At 32.3% G+C, this 18,463-nt stretch carries 20 protein-coding genes; 7 read left to right on the top strand and 13 right to left on the bottom strand.

The features are described 5' to 3' along the window. Positions 1–66 precede the first annotated feature (66 nt). The 8 genes from ACJJVO_RS06090 to ACJJVO_RS06055 all read right to left on the bottom strand — a co-directional run bounded on the left by ACJJVO_RS06090 (position 67) and on the right by ACJJVO_RS06055 (position 5,463). A complete protein-coding gene (locus ACJJVO_RS06090; RefSeq protein ID WP_405571689.1) occupies positions 67–387 on the bottom strand; it encodes a YtxH domain-containing protein in 321 nt (106 codons plus the stop codon). 128 nt (positions 388–515) lie between these two features. Continuing rightward, positions 516–890, bottom strand: a complete 375-nt coding sequence (locus ACJJVO_RS06085; protein ID WP_405571687.1) for a glyoxalase — start codon at positions 888–890, stop codon at positions 516–518. Between the two features lie 29 nt (positions 891–919). Then, complete coding sequence (locus ACJJVO_RS06080; protein WP_405571684.1) at positions 920–1,642, bottom strand: DNA alkylation repair protein; 723 nt, start codon at positions 1,640–1,642, stop codon at positions 920–922. A gap of 21 nt (positions 1,643–1,663) precedes the next feature. After that, the gene (locus ACJJVO_RS06075) at positions 1,664–2,911 is read right to left on the bottom strand and encodes an RNA polymerase sigma factor (RefSeq protein WP_405571682.1); all 1,248 of its coding nucleotides are present in this window, start codon (positions 2,909–2,911) and stop codon (positions 1,664–1,666) included. Between the two features lie 6 nt (positions 2,912–2,917). Further along, positions 2,918–3,265, bottom strand: a complete 348-nt coding sequence (locus ACJJVO_RS06070; protein ID WP_405571680.1) for a YciI family protein — start codon at positions 3,263–3,265, stop codon at positions 2,918–2,920. 116 nt (positions 3,266–3,381) lie between these two features. Continuing rightward, entirely contained in the window at positions 3,382–3,816 is a 435-nt protein-coding gene (locus ACJJVO_RS06065; RefSeq protein WP_405571678.1) for a hypothetical protein, read from the bottom strand. Beyond that, positions 3,816–4,763, bottom strand: a complete 948-nt coding sequence (locus ACJJVO_RS06060) for an NAD(P)H-dependent flavin oxidoreductase (protein ID WP_405571675.1) — start codon at positions 4,761–4,763, stop codon at positions 3,816–3,818. The genes ACJJVO_RS06065 and ACJJVO_RS06060 overlap by 1 nt, the downstream gene beginning before the upstream one ends. Positions 4,764–4,824: 61 nt before the next feature. Next, a complete protein-coding gene (locus tag ACJJVO_RS06055; protein ID WP_405571672.1) occupies positions 4,825–5,463 on the bottom strand; it encodes an alpha/beta hydrolase in 639 nt (212 codons plus the stop codon). Between the two features lie 53 nt (positions 5,464–5,516). Between ACJJVO_RS06055 and ACJJVO_RS06050 the strand changes: the two genes are divergently transcribed. Together ACJJVO_RS06050 and ACJJVO_RS06045 are read left to right on the top strand one after the other, a co-directional pair. Then, positions 5,517–5,942: a PaaI family thioesterase gene (locus tag ACJJVO_RS06050; protein WP_405571669.1), complete on the top strand. Its 426-nt coding sequence runs from the start codon at positions 5,517–5,519 to the stop codon at positions 5,940–5,942. Between the two features lie 2 nt (positions 5,943–5,944). Beyond that, complete coding sequence (locus tag ACJJVO_RS06045; protein WP_405571667.1) at positions 5,945–7,060, top strand: chorismate-binding protein; 1,116 nt, start codon at positions 5,945–5,947, stop codon at positions 7,058–7,060. On the opposite strand, the gene ACJJVO_RS06040 is transcribed toward ACJJVO_RS06045, so the two are convergent. Continuing rightward, complete coding sequence (locus tag ACJJVO_RS06040; protein ID WP_405571666.1) at positions 7,057–7,629, bottom strand: hypothetical protein; 573 nt, start codon at positions 7,627–7,629, stop codon at positions 7,057–7,059. The genes ACJJVO_RS06045 and ACJJVO_RS06040 overlap by 4 nt on opposite strands. A gap of 80 nt (positions 7,630–7,709) precedes the next feature. Between ACJJVO_RS06040 and menD the strand changes: the two genes are divergently transcribed. Together menD and ACJJVO_RS06030 are read left to right on the top strand one after the other, a co-directional pair. Continuing rightward, positions 7,710–9,470, top strand: a complete 1,761-nt coding sequence (gene menD, locus ACJJVO_RS06035; protein WP_405571664.1) for a 2-succinyl-5-enolpyruvyl-6-hydroxy-3-cyclohexene-1-carboxylic-acid synthase — start codon at positions 7,710–7,712, stop codon at positions 9,468–9,470. A gap of 104 nt (positions 9,471–9,574) precedes the next feature. Continuing rightward, complete coding sequence (locus ACJJVO_RS06030; RefSeq protein ID WP_115816776.1) at positions 9,575–9,916, top strand: DUF2853 family protein; 342 nt, start codon at positions 9,575–9,577, stop codon at positions 9,914–9,916. Positions 9,917–9,998: 82 nt separating this feature from the next. On the opposite strand, the gene deoD is transcribed toward ACJJVO_RS06030, so the two are convergent. Both deoD and deoC read right to left on the bottom strand, forming a co-directional pair. After that, positions 9,999–10,697: a purine-nucleoside phosphorylase gene (gene deoD, locus ACJJVO_RS06025; protein ID WP_405571661.1), complete on the bottom strand. Its 699-nt coding sequence runs from the start codon at positions 10,695–10,697 to the stop codon at positions 9,999–10,001. Between the two features lie 198 nt (positions 10,698–10,895). Continuing rightward, on the bottom strand, positions 10,896–11,558 hold the full coding sequence (gene deoC / locus ACJJVO_RS06020) for a deoxyribose-phosphate aldolase (RefSeq protein ID WP_405571658.1): 663 nt from the start codon (positions 11,556–11,558) through the stop codon (positions 10,896–10,898). A 330-nt stretch (positions 11,559–11,888) separates the two neighbouring features. Here deoC and ACJJVO_RS06015 point away from each other — a divergent pair, with 330 nt between their 5' ends. Next, the gene (locus tag ACJJVO_RS06015; RefSeq protein ID WP_405571657.1) at positions 11,889–12,503 is read left to right on the top strand and encodes an OmpW/AlkL family protein; all 615 of its coding nucleotides are present in this window, start codon (positions 11,889–11,891) and stop codon (positions 12,501–12,503) included. Positions 12,504–12,586: 83 nt separating this feature from the next. On the opposite strand, the gene ACJJVO_RS06010 is transcribed toward ACJJVO_RS06015, so the two are convergent. Next, positions 12,587–13,450, bottom strand: coding sequence for a TraB/GumN family protein (locus ACJJVO_RS06010; RefSeq protein WP_405571655.1), 864 nt, complete (start codon positions 13,448–13,450; stop codon positions 12,587–12,589). Positions 13,451–13,571: 121 nt separating this feature from the next. Here ACJJVO_RS06010 and mqo point away from each other — a divergent pair, with 121 nt between their 5' ends. Next, a complete protein-coding gene (gene mqo, locus ACJJVO_RS06005) occupies positions 13,572–15,059 on the top strand; it encodes a malate dehydrogenase (quinone) (protein WP_405571653.1) in 1,488 nt (495 codons plus the stop codon). A 116-nt stretch (positions 15,060–15,175) separates the two neighbouring features. On the opposite strand, the gene clpB is transcribed toward mqo, so the two are convergent. Next, complete coding sequence (gene clpB, locus ACJJVO_RS06000) at positions 15,176–17,782, bottom strand: ATP-dependent chaperone ClpB (RefSeq protein ID WP_405571650.1); 2,607 nt, start codon at positions 17,780–17,782, stop codon at positions 15,176–15,178. A 278-nt stretch (positions 17,783–18,060) separates the two neighbouring features. Between clpB and ytxJ the strand changes: the two genes are divergently transcribed. Then, the gene (gene ytxJ, locus ACJJVO_RS05995; RefSeq protein ID WP_405571648.1) at positions 18,061–18,438 is read left to right on the top strand and encodes a bacillithiol system redox-active protein YtxJ; all 378 of its coding nucleotides are present in this window, start codon (positions 18,061–18,063) and stop codon (positions 18,436–18,438) included. The last annotated feature ends 25 nt before the right edge of the window (positions 18,439–18,463 follow it).

Below are 18,463 nucleotides of genomic sequence, written 5' to 3'. Positions count from 1 at the left end.
ACGATGTAATAATTTCTCTATACCAATTCACTTTATTTAATATTGGAATTTACTATTCCTAACGTATTAACTCGTTTTCTGTAGCGTCTTATTCTTTTCTTTAAGAATTGCTAATTGCTTTTCTATAAATGTAATGGCTTGTTCTGTTTTGTAGCTAGATTTAGAAGTGAAATCTTCCATATCCTTTTTAAATTTTTCCTTACCAGAAGCGACGGCTTTAGATAAATCATCTTTTACTTCTGTTAAGTCGCTAGATAATTGATCTTTGATATCTCTACCTTCTTTTTTAAGTTTATCTCTAGTATCACTTCCTTTTTCTGGTGCTAACAAAACACCTGCTGCTGCTCCTAACAATACTCCTAATACTACGGCTCCTTTATTTATCATAACTTTTTTTCTTTTAATTAAACGTGTTTATTTATATGTCGTGAAACATACTGTTTTGTTACAAACAAATTTAATGCCAAGTGTTTAGAGTGATAATAAAGACCTAAAACTTTAGTCTTTTTTGTAGATTATTTGACTTCAGTATTAAATTCACCAAAATGCCAAAGTATGCCAGAAGGGTCATGTAGGAAGAATTCATTTCCCCAATCATTATAAACAATTTCAGAACATCTTACATTTTTGTATTGTTCAACCAAACCACTTTGTTTTAATTTGTCTAAATGATTTTTGACATTATCTACCTCAAGAAATACCATAGTGTTATCTATCCAATCTTTAGTATAATAGTCTTGTAAATAAAAGGCGAATTCTCCTGTTTTAAATACCGACATATTATGAGAAATAACAAATTCTTCAAAGCCTAAATCTTGATAGAATTGTCTTGAAAGATTGTAATCTTTAGCTCCTATAAATGGTCTTATCGATTTTGGCTTTAGTTTCATATATCTTAATTGTGATTAATAGGTAGTAGTTAAAATTTATGTGTCTTAACAACAGGAATTCTATAAACAGCTCTTGGATAATCAGACATTCTAATACCTTCTTTTTGTAATTCAGCTAAAGCATTTTTTGCAATCCATTGGGCTGATTTACTTTCAAATTTTAAAATGTCGTTGGCAACTTCTATGGCTTTACTATTGAGGTCAATGTTGCGTTTGCCAATGTTTCTTAAAGCCCAATTTACGGCTTTTTTTACGTACAATCTGTCATCATTTGCCTCACGTTTTATGATGGTAAAAAATTGCTCAAACCATTCGTTATCCGAAGTCTTGTCTGCCATACAATATGATGCTGAAGTGGCAAATGCGGCTCTTTTTTCAAATTCTGGTGCTCTTTCTGACCATTCTAATATTTTGGCTAGTGCAAAGTTGCTTTTTGAAAACAAACCCATACAAAAGCTGTCGCAAATTTCCCAATTTTCAAAAGTCTTTACCCATTTTTCCATGAGAGTTTCTGTAACGTCTTTGGGTTTAAATAATTTGCTACACAATAAACGTGCTTCGTAAATACCACTATCAAAAAGCTGTAAAGCGAGTTCATTATCTGTACCGATTTCCTTGGCTATTACTTTTAAATCTTTATGGTAAATGCCTAAAGCGTTATTTGAGATAATCCCAAATTTCTTCTCTTTAAATGCCACTTTATCTTTGTCTTGTAAGTCATATAAGCATTCTATAATGTCATTATAGGTCATTTAATCAATTTTATTTTTTTATTAATTGGTACAACTTAACCAAATCGATTTTTTCTTCAATAAATACGCCTTCTCTAAAGTATTAGTTACCGTATTTAATGCCAAATCAATTTGTAACAAAGCTTCTTCAAAATTATAAGTTTCTGCATAATAATCTGCTTTTGCTGCGTATAATAAATAAGCGCGTTGCTCTAAATCTTCTGGTTTTAATTGCTTCAAATACGCATTTGCTATTTTGTAATCTTTAGTTTGCATGGAAATTACAGCCATAGTTAACAAGTGCGATGCCATTGGTTGTAACCTATATAATGCTTGGTACCATTGTAAAATTTTGTTCCAATTGGTGTCTTCAAAAGTTTTAGCTTTTAAATGTTCGGCAGCAATGGCAGCTTCGTAATGGTAACAAGAAAATTCGTCTGTTTCAATAGCTTTATACATCATAGAATTGCCAAGTTGAATTAACGGCACATGCCATAAGGCTCTATCTTGTTGTTTTAAATCTAGTACTTCATTATTGACGTTTGTTTTGGCTTCTAATCTTGCCGAATGAAAACATAGTAACGAAAAAAGCGCATAACACTCTGGCAGTTGAGTTTCTTTATGGTTGAGCAATAATTGACATAAACGTAGGGCTTCTCCACATAAATCTTCTCTAATTAATTGGTTTTTGCTGTTAGAGTGAAAACCTTCATTAAAAATAAGATACAACACTTCTAATGCACTATTTAGCCGTTCTTGTAAGTCTTTGCCTTGTGGAATATTGAATTGTAAATTGGCTGATTTAATCGCTTTGCGAGCACGTAATAAACGTTTTTTAATGGTTTCTTCTTTAGTGAGTAATGCAGAAGCAATTTCTTTAATACTAAATCCGGAAACGGTTTTTAATGCAAATGAAATGCGATCGCGAGGATCTAGTTGAGGATGGCAAGCTGTAAATATCATTCTGAGTTGTGCATCTTCTATTTCAGAATCTAAAAACAATTCATTAATAGCAATGGCATCAGTGCCTTGAGTAATATGAAGACTATTATTCTTTTGAGCTTTTAAAGTTCTAAAAATGTCTAGAACTCTATTTTTAGCGGCTTTAGTTAACCATGCTTCTGGGAATTCTGGTAGCTCTTTTCTCCATGATAAGCTCGCTTTTATAAAGGTGTCTTGTACGGCATCTTCTATAATATCGAGATGTTGCAGTCCAAATATTCGTGTTAAAACAGAGACCATCTTTCCACTATGATGGCGAAAAAGATGGTCTATGAGTTTTGGTTCCATTACTAATTATTGGTCAAACACCATAATTTCACGAATTTCTACTGTATTTCCTAAATCATAATCCGGAAAATCTTTAGCAATTTCTTGTACAGCATCAAAGTCCTTGGCTTTTATTAAATAAAATCCACCAACAATTTCTTTAACTTCCGCAGAGGTTAAATCGGTAACGGTTCTGTCTTTACCTGTAACACGCCTAATTTGAGGTGTTAATGCTTCGCCTCCTTTTAAAATGCCTGCTTTTTCCATTTTTGCTCCCCAAGCAAACCATTTTTCCATTCGTCCTTGCAACGCTTCTGGTGACATGCCTAAATCAACATACTCTTTACCAACAAAAATCATCATAAAATCTTTCATAATTTTTAAAATTTAATAGTTATATCCTTATGACGTTTACCAAAAGACAAAAGAGGACAATTATTGAAAAAAATTTCGAAATAAATATAGAGACTTTTTTTTAAAGTAGAATATGATTAATCAAAAGGTAGAGAAGTAGGTGTGTAATAATATTGAAATTCTATAACTTCACCTGTATCTAATGTATCTTGAGCTATAAGATAATAGCTTTCGCCAACATGATTACTGAAATACGATTTAGCGGCATAAAACGTAATAACATCACCTGGTTGGTATTGTTTTACAGATTTTACATCCTCAGTATTATGGTAAGAATCATCGTTAAGCTCTAAACTATAATGACTAAAACGTAAGTTGTCTTTATGCCAACGTAATGTACTAACTGTTTTTAATTTCTGTGGTTTATTTAAAAACGATATATAAGGTTCTTCTTTAGAAATATCTTTTTTAGACTCATATAAAATAAAAAGCAATATTGTACCAATAAATAGAAAGCCTAAGATTACGATAGTAAGTATTATGTATTTAATGGCTTTTGAAGTTACAGCCATTAATTAACCAATTTATCTACAATACTTTTTATAGGTAGAATTTCTTTAGTATGCTCTATACTTGGACCAGCAACCCAAACCGTTTTGTAAGTGGCTTTTTTAGCAGCATTTTCGGTGGCTCTCATACCGATTGAAAATCGAATCATTTTAACCCATTTTTTCAAGCTTTTATTCTTATTCAATAGATTTTCAATCCATGTCGCCTTTGTGCCTATTTTTTGAACATAAGGTGTATTGATGACAGTACAAGGAGTACCTGAAATGCGCTCAGTCATTATGATATCTTTTTCACCATAATCTACACACGCTTGTTTATATTCGTCTGTAACACCTGCTTCAATTGACGCAATAAAAGGACTTCCAACAGAAACACCTTCCGCTCCGTAGCTCAACATTTTATCGATATCTGCTTTGCAGCCAACACCTCCTGCAGATATTACAGGTATGGTTAGTGCTTCGCTTAATTGGTTGGTTAAAGCTTCAGGAGATAAATTTCCTCTATGTCCACCAGCTTCGTTGTTTACAGCAATTGCAGCATCTGCACCTAATTGCTCAACCTTTTTCGCAAATCTTAAATCCGTTACATCACAAAAAACCTTGATACCAACAGCATGTGCTTGAAAAATTGTTTCTTCTGGACTTCCTAAAGAGGTGATAATAAAATCACAGCCTTCTTGGCAAATCACTTCTAATTGTGCTTTATATTTAACGTTAGATTTATTCACAATTAAATTGAATCCAAAAGAACCTCCTTCTACTTTATTAGCTTTTAGTTCTTTTATGGCAGCTCTTAATTCGTCTAATGTTCTATAGTTTAATGCAGGAATACAACCCGCAATTCCCGCCTTCATCGCTTCTGTAACCATCGCAACATTAGATACTAAAAACATTGGAGCCTGTATTATTGGATATTTAATGTGAAGTAATTCGGTGAGTTTGGTAGTCATAGTATTTTTGGTTTTCAACTACAAATATAATGAATTTTGTTATGCATGCATAATAGTTTTATCAAACTAAACTATTAATAAAGTCTACGTTAACTACATGTTTTCCATTAAAAGATGTAATAGAAATTTTATCTCCGAACAAATCCTTAGCTCTTTGGGACTCTAATTGCATTCTGTTTTCGTCTAAATACTCATCTTCTGTACCATAAATCAATGTTACTTTGACGTCTTTAGATAAATACTCAAAATCTTTGGTTGTTAATTCTTTTGGTATACCACCAGAATGAATTACAATTTCATTGCATTGCAATTGTCGTTTGGCTAAATAACGCAAAGCGACACTAACTCCTTGTGAATATCCAAAAACGATAAGATTGATTTCTTTAGGAATATATTCAGCTTCTAAAACCGCATCAATATAATTGATAATATTTTCTGTTCCAGCTGCAGTATTGTCTCTAGTTAACCAATTGGCACCTACATGCATTCTGGGTTGTATGTAATATTTACTTGGTGCTTGTGGTGCAATAATGTAATTCTCTTTGGTATTTAATTGTTTAAAATATCTCAAAAAATAACGACTCATATAACCCATTCCGTGGCAAACCAACCAAACCGTTTTTGTTTGGTTAGTAAGTGTGTTTAAAGTAGAGTAGGAGTTGCTGGTTTTATAAGTAATTTCTTTCTCTTGTGAATTCATTATTCTTTGTGGTTTCTTTATCTTTGTTTTCAAGATTAAAAATACAGTATTCTATGCAATTATCTAAAGAAGACATGTTAGCAAAAGCTAATTCGGCAAGTAAAAATACATTAATGGAAACGTTAAGTATAGAAATTGTGGATTTTGGTGATGATTTTTTAGTGGCAAGAATGCCAGTAACTCCAAAAGTACATCAGCCAGATGGTGTTTTGCATGGTGGAGCAACAGCTGCTTTAGCAGAAAGTGTAGGTAGTTTTGCATCTCATATTTTTATAGATACCGAAAAATTCTTTATTCGTGGTTTAGAGATCACAGCAAATCATGTAAAAAGTATAAGTGAAGGTTTTGTTTATGCAAAAGCAACATTTTTACACAAAGGTCGTACCACGCAATTGTTAGATATTAAAGTGACAGATGAAGCTGATAACCTGATTTCAATTTGTAGATTATCTACTATTTCACTTCCAAAAAAGAAATAAAAATGAATTCTAGTTCTTTTTTTGAAGCTATAGAGCATCAATATGCACTAAATCTACCTTTTGTAGTGTATAGCAGACCAATTAATTCTGTGATTAAATGTTGGTTACAACAAGATGATGAACTTCATAAAACAGAAACGTTTACAGAAAGTGGTTTTGTATTCGCTCCTTTTAATCTCGAAGAAAAAAGTATACTGTTGCCTAAAGAATTTTGTTCTTATTCAGAAATAAATAGAGAAGCATTAGATATTGAGATTATAGAATCTACTGAAAATATACCTAATGAAAATGATAAACTTCAGCATATAGAATTAGTTTCAAAAGGAATAGACAAGATTAAAACTAAAGATTTAAAAAAAGTAGTTTTATCGCGATGTGTAACGAAATCCCTTCAAAATAGTAATCCAATAACGATTTTTAAAAGACTTTTTAACGCCTACAAAAACGCGATGGTTTACTGTTGGTTTCACCCAAAAGTTGGTTTATGGATTGGTGCCACACCAGAACTGTTATTTAAAGTAGAAGGAAAGCGACTAACTACAATTTCATTAGCAGGAACGCAAGCTTTTAAGGAAAATGAAACTGTAAATTGGACAACAAAAGAAGTTGAAGAGCAACAGATTGTCACCGATTATATTACAAAAGAAATTACTCCTTTTACAAAAATGATAAACGTTTCTGATGTTGATACCGTAAGAGCAGGAAACCTATTACATCTTAAAACCAGAATTATTAGTGTGATAAAAGATGATGCCAAATTGAAATCTATAATTGAAGCTTTGCATCCAACACCTGCAGTTTGTGGTTTTCCAAAAGTTGATGCTAAGGATTTTATCCTTCAGCAAGAAAATTATAATCGCGAATTTTATACTGGCTTTTTAGGTGAATTAAATTTAAAACAAAACACTACAAGAAATACAAACAGGCGTAATGTAGAGAACAATGCGTACTCAGTTGTAAAAACACAATCTAATTTCTATGTGAATTTACGATGCATGCAACTAAAAGCATCTACAGCACATATTTATGTAGGCGGAGGCATCACAAAAGACTCTAACCCAGAAAAAGAATGGGAAGAAACCGTTAATAAAGCTGAAACGATGTTAAAAGTAATTTAATTGAAATTGTAAGAGTCCAATTCATAAATAACAAAACCGCTGTCAGTTTTAATTTGTCCTACTTCGTGATTCCACATTAGTATCGTTTCGTTAATAACACTCGTTGACGTTTTCTTGTAAACATCGCAAACAAATGTTCCTGCAGGTACAGTAATTACGGCATCAATTTCTATGACTTCAGTAGTGGAAACCGTTCCATCATTTTTTGTGTAAGTGAAAACATCACCTAATTCTGCATTTATTTTATAAACTCTATTGTAACCATCGTTATCAGCAGCATCATTTGCATCTGTCCATAAATAACCGTCTTCTTGTTTCCAGTTGTTTGAAATATTTCCATTTGGTGTTGTTATCAGTACTTCCATACCAGAATTTCCACAACCTATAAGTTCATTTTCTACTTGACCAGCATCAAAACCGAATTGGATAGCATTCATGGTCCATTTGTTGCCTTCTACCATAAAAGGAATATCAAAATCACAAGCATTTTGAGATCCGTTAGAATCATCATCTGATGAACAAGAGAAAAATAAGACTATTGCTAAAAGTGGAAATAAGATTTTTTTCATGAGAAAAGTATTACGGTTTATGAGATGCAAATAAAGGTATAATTTTTTAATTACATTAATATAACTCTTATTTTTGCTTTATGAACTACTCAAAAATACCCTTGTCGCAAACTGTAACGACCTTATGTAAGACGCATAATATAAAGCATATTGTTATTTCTCCAGGTAGTAGAAATGCACCCTTAACTATTGGTTTTACACACGATGATTTTTTTAATTGTTACAGTGTTGTAGACGAACGTTGCGCAGCATTCTTTGCTTTAGGTATTGCACAGCAAATACAAGAACCCGTAGCTGTAGTTTGCACATCTGGTAGTGCGCTGTTAAATTATTATCCTGCCATTGCAGAGGCTTATTACAGTCACGTACCTTTGGTAGTTTTATCTGCAGATAGACCAAAACATTTAATTGATGTGGGAGATGGACAAACCATAAAACAGCAGAATATTTATGGTGAGCATATTTTGTACAGTGCGAACTTAAAACTCGATTTAAGGAAAACAGAGAATCAAAAACCTGAAGAAGAATTACCTATTATTAAAAGTATAGAAAATAAGCTTGAACGTTTTTTAGGACTTCAAAAAGATATACAGACTTATAATGAATCTGAAATTCATGATGCATTAACGATTTCAAAATTGAAATTTGGACCTGTGCATATTAATATTCCATTTGATGAGCCTTTATATGAAACGGTAAATGAATTAGTCATAAACCCAAAGCCTTTCAAAATTGAAACACGTCAAGAAAAAGTTGACGATTTTGAAATTAAGAGTTTAGTTGATGTTTGGCAAAATGCAAAACGAAAAATGATTTTGGTTGGTGTTTTACAACCTAATTCAATAGAGGCAAAGTGGCTGCAAGAAATTGCTGATGATGATAGCATTATTGTGTTTACAGAAACGACGTCTAACTTACATCATCAAGATTTTTTTCCAGGTATAGATAAAATGATAGCACCTCTTAATGAAGTGGATTTTAAAGCTCTTCAACCAGATATATTGTTGACTTTTGGAGGTTTGATTGTTTCAAAAAAAATAAAAGGATTTTTAAGAACTTATAAACCAGAACATCATTGGCATGTTGGTTTGTTTAAAGCCAATGATACTTTTTTCTGTTTAGATAAACATATAAAACTACGTCCTAATACGTTTTTGGCTGCTTTTTTACCTCAGGTAACACATCATACAAAGAGTAGCTATAAATTAAATTGGCTTGCTGTACGCAAAAAAAGAGGCAAAATGCACGACCTGTATTTAGATGCGCTTCCGTTTTCGGATTTTACAGTTTTTAATTCAATTTTAAAACGTATACCAAAACAAAGTGTATTGCAGGTTGGTAACAGTTCTGCTATTCGTTACACACAATTATTTCATGTTCCTAAAAGTGTTTCTGTCTTTTGTAATAGAGGTACAAGTGGTATTGATGGCAGTACTAGTACAGCAATAGGAGCTGCACTTGCAACTGAGCAAAGAACAACTTTTATTACAGGCGATTTAAGCTTCTTTTACGATAGTAATGCACTTTGGAATAATTATATTCCAAAAACGTTTAGAATTATAGTTATTAATAATGAAGGTGGTGGTATTTTTAGAATCTTACCAGGACATAAGGATACGAATAACTTTGATACTTTTTTTGAAACCAAGCATCATTTATCTGCAAAGCAGCTCTGTGAAATGTATGGCTTTGAATATAAAGTAGCAAATGACCAGAGTGAAACTACAATACAATTAAATGAATTCTATAAGATTTCTAAACAACCCGTTTTGTTAGAAATTTTTACTCCTTCAAAAATTAATGATAAGATACTTTTAGAATATTTCAAGTTTATAAAATAAATGATGTGAAAATCATGGTAATATGTGACTTTTTCGCTTTTTGTGTTTCTAAAAAATAGTTACCTTTATGAAAACTAATTTATTAACTTAAAACATATATTAACATGAGTAAAAGAGATGATTTAATTGTAAAGTACGCGGCAGATCTAAAAGATAAGTGTGGTGTTACTGCAGACATGGATTTATTAACTAAAGTAACTATTGGTTTAGGTCCTTCAATTTATAATGCAGATTCTTCTACAGTATCTGGTTCTGACGCAAAAGAATTGGCTACAGTTAAGAATAACTTTTTAATTAAGAAATTAGGATTAACAGATAGTCCTGATTTAGATAAAGCAATTGATGCTGTTATTGAAAAATACGGTAGATCTAACAGAACTAAGTATAGAGTAGTTGTTTATTATTTATTAGCAAAACACTTCAAAAAAGAAGGTATTTACTCATAAATAAGTTTAAATATTATAAAAAAACGCTGTAATTTTAAAATTACAGCGTTTTTTTTATGTGTTTAATTTAAGGATTAAAATCTTAAGCCAATTCTAAAGCAACCTCAATCATGCTTTTAAAAGTGGTTTCACGATCTTTACTTGTAGTACTTTCTCCTGTAACTAAAGAGTCTGAAATTGTAAGTATCGCCAAAGCGTTTACATTGTGTTTGGCAGCAATGGTATATAAACCTGCAGCTTCCATTTCTACACATAGCACACCAAATTTAGACCACTTTTTATAGGCTTCTTTATTATCCTCATAAAATTCATCTGAAGATAAAACGTTACCAGCTTTAATAGGAATATTTTTCTGTTTAGCGGCTTCTACAGCTTTCATAAATAACTCAAAATTTGCAGTAGGAGCATAATCTGCACCACCAAATCTTAATTCGTTAACACCAGAAGTCGAAGATGCTGCCATAGCTAAAACTACATCTCTTAATTTTACATTTTCTTGATAAGAGCCAGCACTACCAACTCTAATAAGGTTTTTTACACCATATTCTGAAATAAGTTCATTAGCATAAATAGAGATACTAGGCACTCCCATGCCAGTTCCCATTGTAGAAATGCGCTTGCCTTTGTAAGTACCAGTATAACCAAACATGCCTCTTACTTTATTGAAGCATACTGGGTTTTCAAAAAATGTTTCGGCTATCCATTTTGCTCTTAATGGATCACCTGGTAGTAAAATAGTTTCTGCAATTTCGCCTTTTTTGGCTTCAATATGTACACTCATATTGCAAAGTTAAACAAAGAAGTGATTCAAACTTTTTATTGTGCTGCAAATTTTACTTTAAATCTTGATTTTTAGTTTTTGCTTTACATCAAGATGAAAAATTTAATATCAAATAAATTAAAAAAGCTTCTTTAAGATAAAAAACTGATTAATTTAAAGGAACAAAACAAGGTGTTAAATCACTTCTATGTAATTCTATTAATACTCAGAATTAGATAATTGATTATTCATCATGGCAACACCAGCTGAAGCACCAATTCTATTTGCACCAACTTCTATGTATTTAAGAGCTGTTTCTACATCTCTAATACCACCAGAAGCTTTTACTTTTAGTTGATTTCTTACTGTTTTTTTCATGATTTTGATAGCAGTTAATGTAGCTCCACTTTTAGAGAATCCTGTAGAGGTTTTTACAAAATCCGCTTTGGCATCAATGCAGATTTCGCATGCTTTTACAATTTCGTTTTTAGAAAGTTCACTTATCTCTAGAATGACTTTTAATGTGGTAAGGCCAATTGCACGTTTCACAGCGCTAATATCTTTTAATACAGCAAGGTGGTTTTTACTTTTTAGACGGCCAATATTCATTACCATATCTATTTCTGTAGCACCTTGATCAATGGCATTTTTAGCTTCAAATACTTTGGCTTCTGTAGACATGGCTCCTAAAGGAAAGCCAACTACGGCACAGACTTTTGTGTTAGATCTTCCTAAAGCTTGTTTAGCAAGGTAAACATTACTACTGTTAACACAAACAGAGTAAAAATTATATTTAATAGCTTCTTCGCAAAGTTTCAGAATGTCGGCTTCGGTTGCCGAGGGACTTAATAGGGTATGGTCTATGTAGCGGTTTAGTTCCATTTTTTTTTGTTAGGGGTTTTTAGGCAATATTATATTATTGTAATTCTCTACAAGTAGAGGGATTACTCACAAGTTAAAACGTGTCCTTAAGTTTTTGTTGGAATTAAATAGCTCGACAAAATTAATGATTTATCCGTTAAAAAGTATATAAAATTGAAAATTTTATGATGCATTTCATCGAATAATTGTTTTTGAGGATGCAAATAATTGTAATTCAGAAAATTATTTTTCTGTTTTTTACGATTTAATATTAGGTTTTAATCTATGACTTTTGTCAGTATTTAACTTTTTTATGAATTATAGATTTGTCGAAATTTAAAAACAAATCTCATGAAAAATTTATTATTATTTATTTTATTAATTGGTTTTACTTTCAGTAGTAGTGCGCAAGATGACACGTCTTCAGCAGATTATAGCAAATGGCAAGCTCGTTTTAGAATCATTTCTGTAATACCATCGCCAGGTGATGATATTAGTGGAGCTGATGTAGATATTAGTACGGCTTTTGTTCCAGAATTGGACTTTACGTATTTCTTTACTAAGAATATTGCAGCAGAGCTAATATTAGCAACTACAAAACATGATGTTGAAATAGAAAATGGAGTAGATTTAGGACACGTGTGGTTATTGCCTCCAACTTTAAATTTACAATATCATTTTTATGCAGGCGATTTTAAACCTTATGTTGGTGCAGGTGTAAATTATACTTTCTTTTATGGAGAAGATGAAGGTGATGTTGCTGGTATGGATTATGAAAATACTTTTGGATTTTCTTTACAAGCTGGTATTGATTATAACTTAACTGATAAGTGGTTCTTAAACTTTGATATTAAAAAATTGTTCTTATCAACAGATGTTGATGTAGATACAGGTGAAGGCGTATTGCCAGTAGAAGTAGACATTGATCCTTTAGTGATTGGGTTAGGTGTAGGTATGAAGTTTTAATAACACAACACAATACTTGAATCAAAAAAAATGAGCTCAATATCTGAGCTCATTTTTTTTGTTTTAAATATTAAAACTCTAAATTATTCCACTACAGCATTAACCTTATAGCCAGCTTCTCTAAGTAAGTTAATTACTCCAAATTCTCCAGCTAAATGACCTGCGCCAACACCAAAAAAAGTTGGTTGTACTTTTGCGTACTCACCAATTCTTGGTATCCAATTTTTGTTTCTATTTATTAATAATTTGTCTTGATGCTTATTTACAGAAGAAGCCTCGTCATCATTCATCATTGCAATCAAAGCTTCAATATTTTCTTCTTTATAAATGCTTAACATTTCTGTAAACGTTTCTCTATCTTTCTTTAAATTATCTTTTGCTGTTTTTAATAAGTCAGCCACTTGGTCTTCATAAGGAATATCATCAAAAACTTTCATCTGGTCTTCAATAGTTTCTAAGCCATTAATCTCTTCTTGTTGCTCAGTAGCCACAGTCATAAGTTCTTGCTCAAAAGATTGCATAGGGCAATCTAGCATTTTTGGATAGAGCATGGCAATTAAGAAAAAAGGCTTAATGTTTTCTACCATTTTTAGAGGCATGCCAACTTCATTAGTGATTAATGAATCTATAATAGCATAATCTTCTTTAGAGACTAAATCGCTAATTTTTTTACCATCTTTCATATACATGCCTCCCATCATCTTGGTTTGCATTGATGGATCGTCCATATCTATTTCTAAAACCACTTGAGATGTTTCATCTAATGCTTTCTTTACATCGTCTTCTAAGGTGGCATCACAAGTAATATGAATAGTTCCAAAAATGTAAGATGGTTTTTCTAAGCCATTGCCTTCAACTTTCCAAAGTGTTGAATTCTCTAGCTTTTGCGCATTTATAGATATAATACTGAATATTGAAAGTAGTACTGTAGTAATTAAATTTTTCATTCTTATGTTTTATTGATTACAATGCATTAGACATAAAATTTTAAAATTAGTTACAGTTTCGTTAGAATAAAATACATATTTCTAATTCTCTTTCTATATTTAGGCTTCAAACAGAACTAGAATGACTAAAAAGATAGAAACAAACATAGAATACGACCTCATTTGTGTTGGAGGCGGAATAATGAGTGCCACTTTAGCATTAATCTCTAAAATTTTACAACCAGAATTAAAAGTTCTTATTGTTGAACGATTAGATAAGGTTGCGCAAGAGAGTTCTGCAGCATGGAATAATGCAGGCACAGGACATTCAGCCTTGTGTGAGTTAAATTATTGTCCACAAGAAGAAGATGGTTCAGTTTCAATAAAAAAAGCCATTGAAATATGTAAACAGTTTGAAATTTCAAAACAGTTCTGGTCCTTTTTAGTTGAAGAAGGACTCATTGATAATCCTGAAGATTTTATTAAAAACGTACCACATCACAGTTGGGTGACAGGTAAGGAGAATTCAGATTATTTAGAAGCTCGTTTTAAAGCGTTTAAAGAACACTATTTGTTTGATTCTATTGAGTTCACTAGAGATATTGATAAAATGAAAACGTGGTTTCCTTTAATAGCGGAAGAAAGGTCTAAGGACGAAGAAATGGCAGCATCTCGCATTGAAAGAGGAGCAGAAGTCAATTATGGCAATCTTACAAAACAACTGTTTTATATTCTCGAAACCAAATTTAATACACCAGTTCATTGCAACATGGAAGTGCAAGATGTCGATCCAAGTCCGGATATTGATTGGACGGTTGAATTAATAGATTTAAAAACTGAAGAGGAACATCATATAGAGTCTAAACATGTTTTTATTGGCGCAGGAGGAGCGAGTTTATTATTGCTTCAAAAAGTTGAAATAGAGGAGAAGGAAGGTTATGGCGGATTTCCGGTAAGTGGAGAATGGTTAGTATGTAGAAATGAAACGATTATTAAACAGCATAACGCAAAAGTTTATAGCAAAGCAGGACCAAACGATCCACCAATGTCTACACCACATTTAGATACCAGATATATTGATGGTAAGCGTGAGTTGTTATTTGGGCCTTTTGCAGGTTTTAGTCCTAAGTTTTTAAAAGAGGGTTCTAATTTTGATTTATTAAAGTCTATTCAATTCGATAATCTATCACCTATGTTAGGTGCTTTTTGGCATAATTTACCATTAACCAAATATTTGGTAGAGCAGGTGAGCATGAGTCATGAAGACCGCATGGATGAACTGAGAAAGTTTTACAAAAATGCTAAAAGTGAAGATTGGGAATTGTTAGTGGCTGGTCAGCGTGTTCAAATTATAAAAAAGGATGAATATGAAGGAGGAAAACTTCAATTTGGTACAGAAGTAGTGAGTAGTAAAAATGGCAGTATTACTTGTCTTTTAGGAGCTTCACCTGGTGCTTCTACAGCAACGCATGTAATGATGCGTGTTTTAGAAAAAGCATTTCCTGAGATTCTTAATTCTGAATCAGGAAAGCAATTATTGCATAAAATGTTACCCATTTATAATACTGAATTAACCAAACAATTATTTGAAGTTCAGCTTGAAAAATCCAAGAAAGCATTAAAATTATAACTTTGAAATTATAAAAAGGAAGAGCAACACTCCTTCCAAGCGCTTGAAATTTGTGTTGCTCTTAACCAACCAATCATTATATAGACTGTTTGTATCCTAAAATGTTACAGTCTTTTTTACAATTCTTCTGCTACTAAATCACCTTGATTTCTAAAGACTAATTCTCCATCAAATTCATCAAGTAAAATGATACTATCTGTAGTTACTTTTCCTGCTAGTATTTCTTTACTTAGCTGGTTTAACACATCTTTTTGTATCACTCGTTTTACAGGTCTTGCACCATATTCTGGATTATAACCTTTGTCTGCCAAATAGCTTACTGCTTCTGGTGTCGCATCAAACGTAATACCTTGTTTCGCTATCATTTTAGTGATGCTCTTAAGTTGTAAACCTACAATATCAACAATGTTCTGTTTAGATAATGGAGTAAACATTATAGTGTCATCAATTCGGTTTAAAAACTCTGGTCTTACCGTTTGTTTTAATAAAGCTAAAACATCTATTCTTGCAGCTTCAATCGCTGACGGAATATCTTTAGTCGCTTCAAAACGGTCTTGTATAATATCACTTCCCATGTTTGAAGTCATGATAATAATGGTATTTTTAAAGTCAGCAACTCTACCTTTATTATCCGTTAAACGTCCTTCATCTAATACTTGTAATAAAATATTAAAAGTATCTGGATGCGCTTTTTCAATTTCATCTAACAAGACAACAGAATAAGGTTTACGTCGCACAGCCTCTGTTAATTGTCCGCCTTCATCATATCCAACGTATCCTGGAGGCGCACCAACTAAACGACTTACAGCATGACGCTCTTGATATTCACTCATATCTATACGAGTCAATGCATTTTCGTCATCAAACAGATATTCTGCTAAAGCTTTAGCCAATTCCGTTTTACCAACACCAGTTGTTCCTAAAAATAAGAAGGTACCAATTGGTTTTTGTGGGTTTTGTAATCCAGCTCTAGAACGACGTACAGCATCACTAACGGCTTCAATAGCTTCTTCTTGTCCGACAACACGTTTGTGTAATTCGTCTTCTAATTTTAGTAATTTTTCACGATCACTTTGAAGCATTTTAGTTACAGGAATTCCGGTCCATTTTGCAACAACATCTGCAATGTCTTCATAAGTGACTTCTTCTTTTATTAAAGATGTGTCTTGTTGCTCTGCTAATTCTTTTTGGAATTTTTCAAGTTTCTCATTCGCCTCTTTAATTTTTCCGTATCTAATTTCGGCTACTTTACCATAATCGCCATCACGTTCTGCACGTTCTGCTTCAATTTTAAAGTTTTCAATTTCTTCTTTTATATTTTGAACGTTGTCTACCACTTCTTTTTCAGACATCCATTTGGCATTTAGCTCATTTCGTTCTTCTTTAAGATTCGCTAAATCAGCTTTTAAGCTTTTTAATTTAGTTTCGTCTTTTTCACGTTTAATGGCTTCATGTTCAATTTCAAGCTGCATTATTTTACGGTCTAAAACATCTAATTCCTCTGGTTTAGAGTTGATTTCCATTCGTAATTTAGAAGCAGCCTCATCCATTAAATCAATCGCTTTATCTGGTAAAAAACGATTGGTAATGTAACGTTGAGATAATTCTACAGCACCAATAATAGCTTCATCTTTAATCTGAACTTTGTGATGCGCTTCATACTTTTCTTTAATACCACGAAGGATAGAAATTGCACTTTCGGTATCAGGCTCATCAACTTTTACCATTTGAAAACGACGCTCTAAGGCTTTGTCTTGCTCAAAATATTTTTGATACTCATCTAAAGTAGTTGCACCAATAGCTCTCAATTCGCCACGAGCCAAAGCAGGTTTTAAAATGTTTGCCGCATCCATGGCACCTTGTCCACCACCAGCACCAACCAGTGTATGAATTTCATCGATAAATAAAACGATGTCTCCATCACTTTCTGTCACTTCTTTGATAACAGCTTTTAGTCGCTCTTCAAATTCACCTTTATATTTTGCACCAGCAATTAAAGAACCCATATCTAAAGCAAAAATTTGCTTGTCTTTTAGGTTTTCTGGAATGTCTCCATCTATAATTCTGTGTGCTAAACCTTCTGCAATGGCTGTTTTACCTGTTCCTGGTTCACCAACTAAAATGGGATTGTTCTTAGTTCTACGCGATAAAATTTGAAGAATTCTTCTAATTTCTTCATCTCTACCAATTACCGGATCTAATTTGCCATCTCGTGCTAATTGATTTAAATTTTTAGCATATTTACTAAGTGAATTATAAGTTTCTTCTTGACTTTGAGACGTTACTCTGTCGCCTTTTCTTAATTCTTCAATAGCCGCATTTAAACCTTTTTCCGTAACACCTTGATCTTTTAAAATCTGAGCAATTTTACTTTTAGATTTAAAAATAGCTAGAACTAAATGTTCAATAGAAACGTAATCATCATTCATTTTTTTAGCAATGATTGATGCTTCGTTTAACGTTTTACTAGCATCACGAGAGAGCATAATATCGCCTCCAGATACTTTAGGAAAACTTTCTAGTTCTTTGTCTAATATTTGTTGCAGCATTGGCACGTTAACATTCAACTTTTTAAGTAGAAATGGTAATACGTTTTCATCAACATTAAAGAGCGCTTTAAAAATGTGCTCGTTTTCTATTTGCTGATGCCCAAAACCTTGTGCAAGCTGCTGCGCTTGCTGTATCGCTTCTTGCGATTTAATGGTATAATTATTAAAATTCATCTTTTATTGTTTTTATAATTAATTTGAAACTTTAATTGTTATCAAATCAACCTTGTGTTATTGTTGTGTTTGACTATCTTTAGGCAATTATCTTACCAATTTAAAAACGTAAGAATTAAACGACAAAATGTCTGATTTAGTGTTTTTATAAATGACGTTTTGTCTTATGTAAGATTACGAATTTGTTTCGACTTAAGTAATGACGTAGGTCAGTTAAGGTTTTTGTTACAAGCCATTTGGACAGCTATAACTGACTATAGACGATTTAAAAAATTAATATGTTTAAAAAATTATTCGGTTCCTCAGAACCAAAAGTAGAAAAGGTATTGCCTTGGCAACCGTTAAGCGATGTGTCTCAATTAAGTACAATTGCCGAAAGATCTAAAACCAAAACGCAACTTATATTTAAGCATTCTACGCGTTGTGGTATTAGTAGTATGGTAATGAAACAGTTTGTGTCTGCATATGATTTAGAAAGTAAAGCCGATTTATATTACTTAGATTTATTGAATTATAGAGATGTGTCTAATGAAGTAGGCTATAAATTTCAAGTAATGCATCAGTCACCTCAGCTTTTAGTGATTAAGAATGGAGTAGTGGTAGCACATGCCAGCCACGGAGGTATTAATGAGATGAATTTAGAGCGGTTTGAATAGGTTTTATTCCTTACATATGCCTAAT

Source organism: Winogradskyella sp. Asnod2-B02-A, from assembly GCF_045063645.1.
Classification (GTDB): domain Bacteria; phylum Bacteroidota; class Bacteroidia; order Flavobacteriales; family Flavobacteriaceae; genus Winogradskyella.
Note: the sequence above shows the minus strand (reverse complement) of the source record. Positions and strands in the feature narration are given on the sequence as shown.

Bases quoted from the DNA above. Each gene is read 5' to 3' on its own strand.
- ACJJVO_RS06070 (WP_405571680.1), bottom strand. From the start codon at position 3,265: ATGAAAGATTTTATGATGATTTTTGTTGGTAAAGAGTATGTTGATTTA.
- ACJJVO_RS06030 (WP_115816776.1), top strand. From the start codon at position 9,575: ATGAGTAAAAGAGATGATTTAATTGTAAAGTACGCGGCAGATCTAAAA.
- ACJJVO_RS06055 (WP_405571672.1), bottom strand. From the start codon at position 5,463: ATGAATTCACAAGAGAAAGAAATTACTTATAAAACCAGCAACTCCTAC.
- ACJJVO_RS06015 (WP_405571657.1), top strand. From the start codon at position 11,889: ATGAAAAATTTATTATTATTTATTTTATTAATTGGTTTTACTTTCAGT.
- clpB (WP_405571650.1), bottom strand. From the start codon at position 17,782: ATGAATTTTAATAATTATACCATTAAATCGCAAGAAGCGATACAGCAA.
- ACJJVO_RS06080 (WP_405571684.1), bottom strand. From the start codon at position 1,642: ATGACCTATAATGACATTATAGAATGCTTATATGACTTACAAGACAAA.
- ACJJVO_RS06065 (WP_405571678.1), bottom strand. From the start codon at position 3,816: ATGGCTGTAACTTCAAAAGCCATTAAATACATAATACTTACTATCGTA.
- mqo (WP_405571653.1), top strand. From the start codon at position 13,572: ATGACTAAAAAGATAGAAACAAACATAGAATACGACCTCATTTGTGTT.
- menD (WP_405571664.1), top strand. From the start codon at position 7,710: ATGAACTACTCAAAAATACCCTTGTCGCAAACTGTAACGACCTTATGT.
- ACJJVO_RS06085 (WP_405571687.1), bottom strand. From the start codon at position 890: ATGAAACTAAAGCCAAAATCGATAAGACCATTTATAGGAGCTAAAGAT.
- ACJJVO_RS06040 (WP_405571666.1), bottom strand. From the start codon at position 7,629: ATGAAAAAAATCTTATTTCCACTTTTAGCAATAGTCTTATTTTTCTCT.
- ACJJVO_RS06050 (WP_405571669.1), top strand. From the start codon at position 5,517: ATGCAATTATCTAAAGAAGACATGTTAGCAAAAGCTAATTCGGCAAGT.
- ACJJVO_RS06010 (WP_405571655.1), bottom strand. From the start codon at position 13,450: ATGAAAAATTTAATTACTACAGTACTACTTTCAATATTCAGTATTATA.
- ACJJVO_RS06090 (WP_405571689.1), bottom strand. From the start codon at position 387: ATGATAAATAAAGGAGCCGTAGTATTAGGAGTATTGTTAGGAGCAGCA.
- ACJJVO_RS06060 (WP_405571675.1), bottom strand. From the start codon at position 4,763: ATGACTACCAAACTCACCGAATTACTTCACATTAAATATCCAATAATA.
- ytxJ (WP_405571648.1), top strand. From the start codon at position 18,061: ATGTTTAAAAAATTATTCGGTTCCTCAGAACCAAAAGTAGAAAAGGTA.
- ACJJVO_RS06045 (WP_405571667.1), top strand. From the start codon at position 5,945: ATGAATTCTAGTTCTTTTTTTGAAGCTATAGAGCATCAATATGCACTA.
- deoC (WP_405571658.1), bottom strand. From the start codon at position 11,558: ATGGAACTAAACCGCTACATAGACCATACCCTATTAAGTCCCTCGGCA.
- ACJJVO_RS06075 (WP_405571682.1), bottom strand. From the start codon at position 2,911: ATGGAACCAAAACTCATAGACCATCTTTTTCGCCATCATAGTGGAAAG.
- deoD (WP_405571661.1), bottom strand. From the start codon at position 10,697: ATGAGTGTACATATTGAAGCCAAAAAAGGCGAAATTGCAGAAACTATT.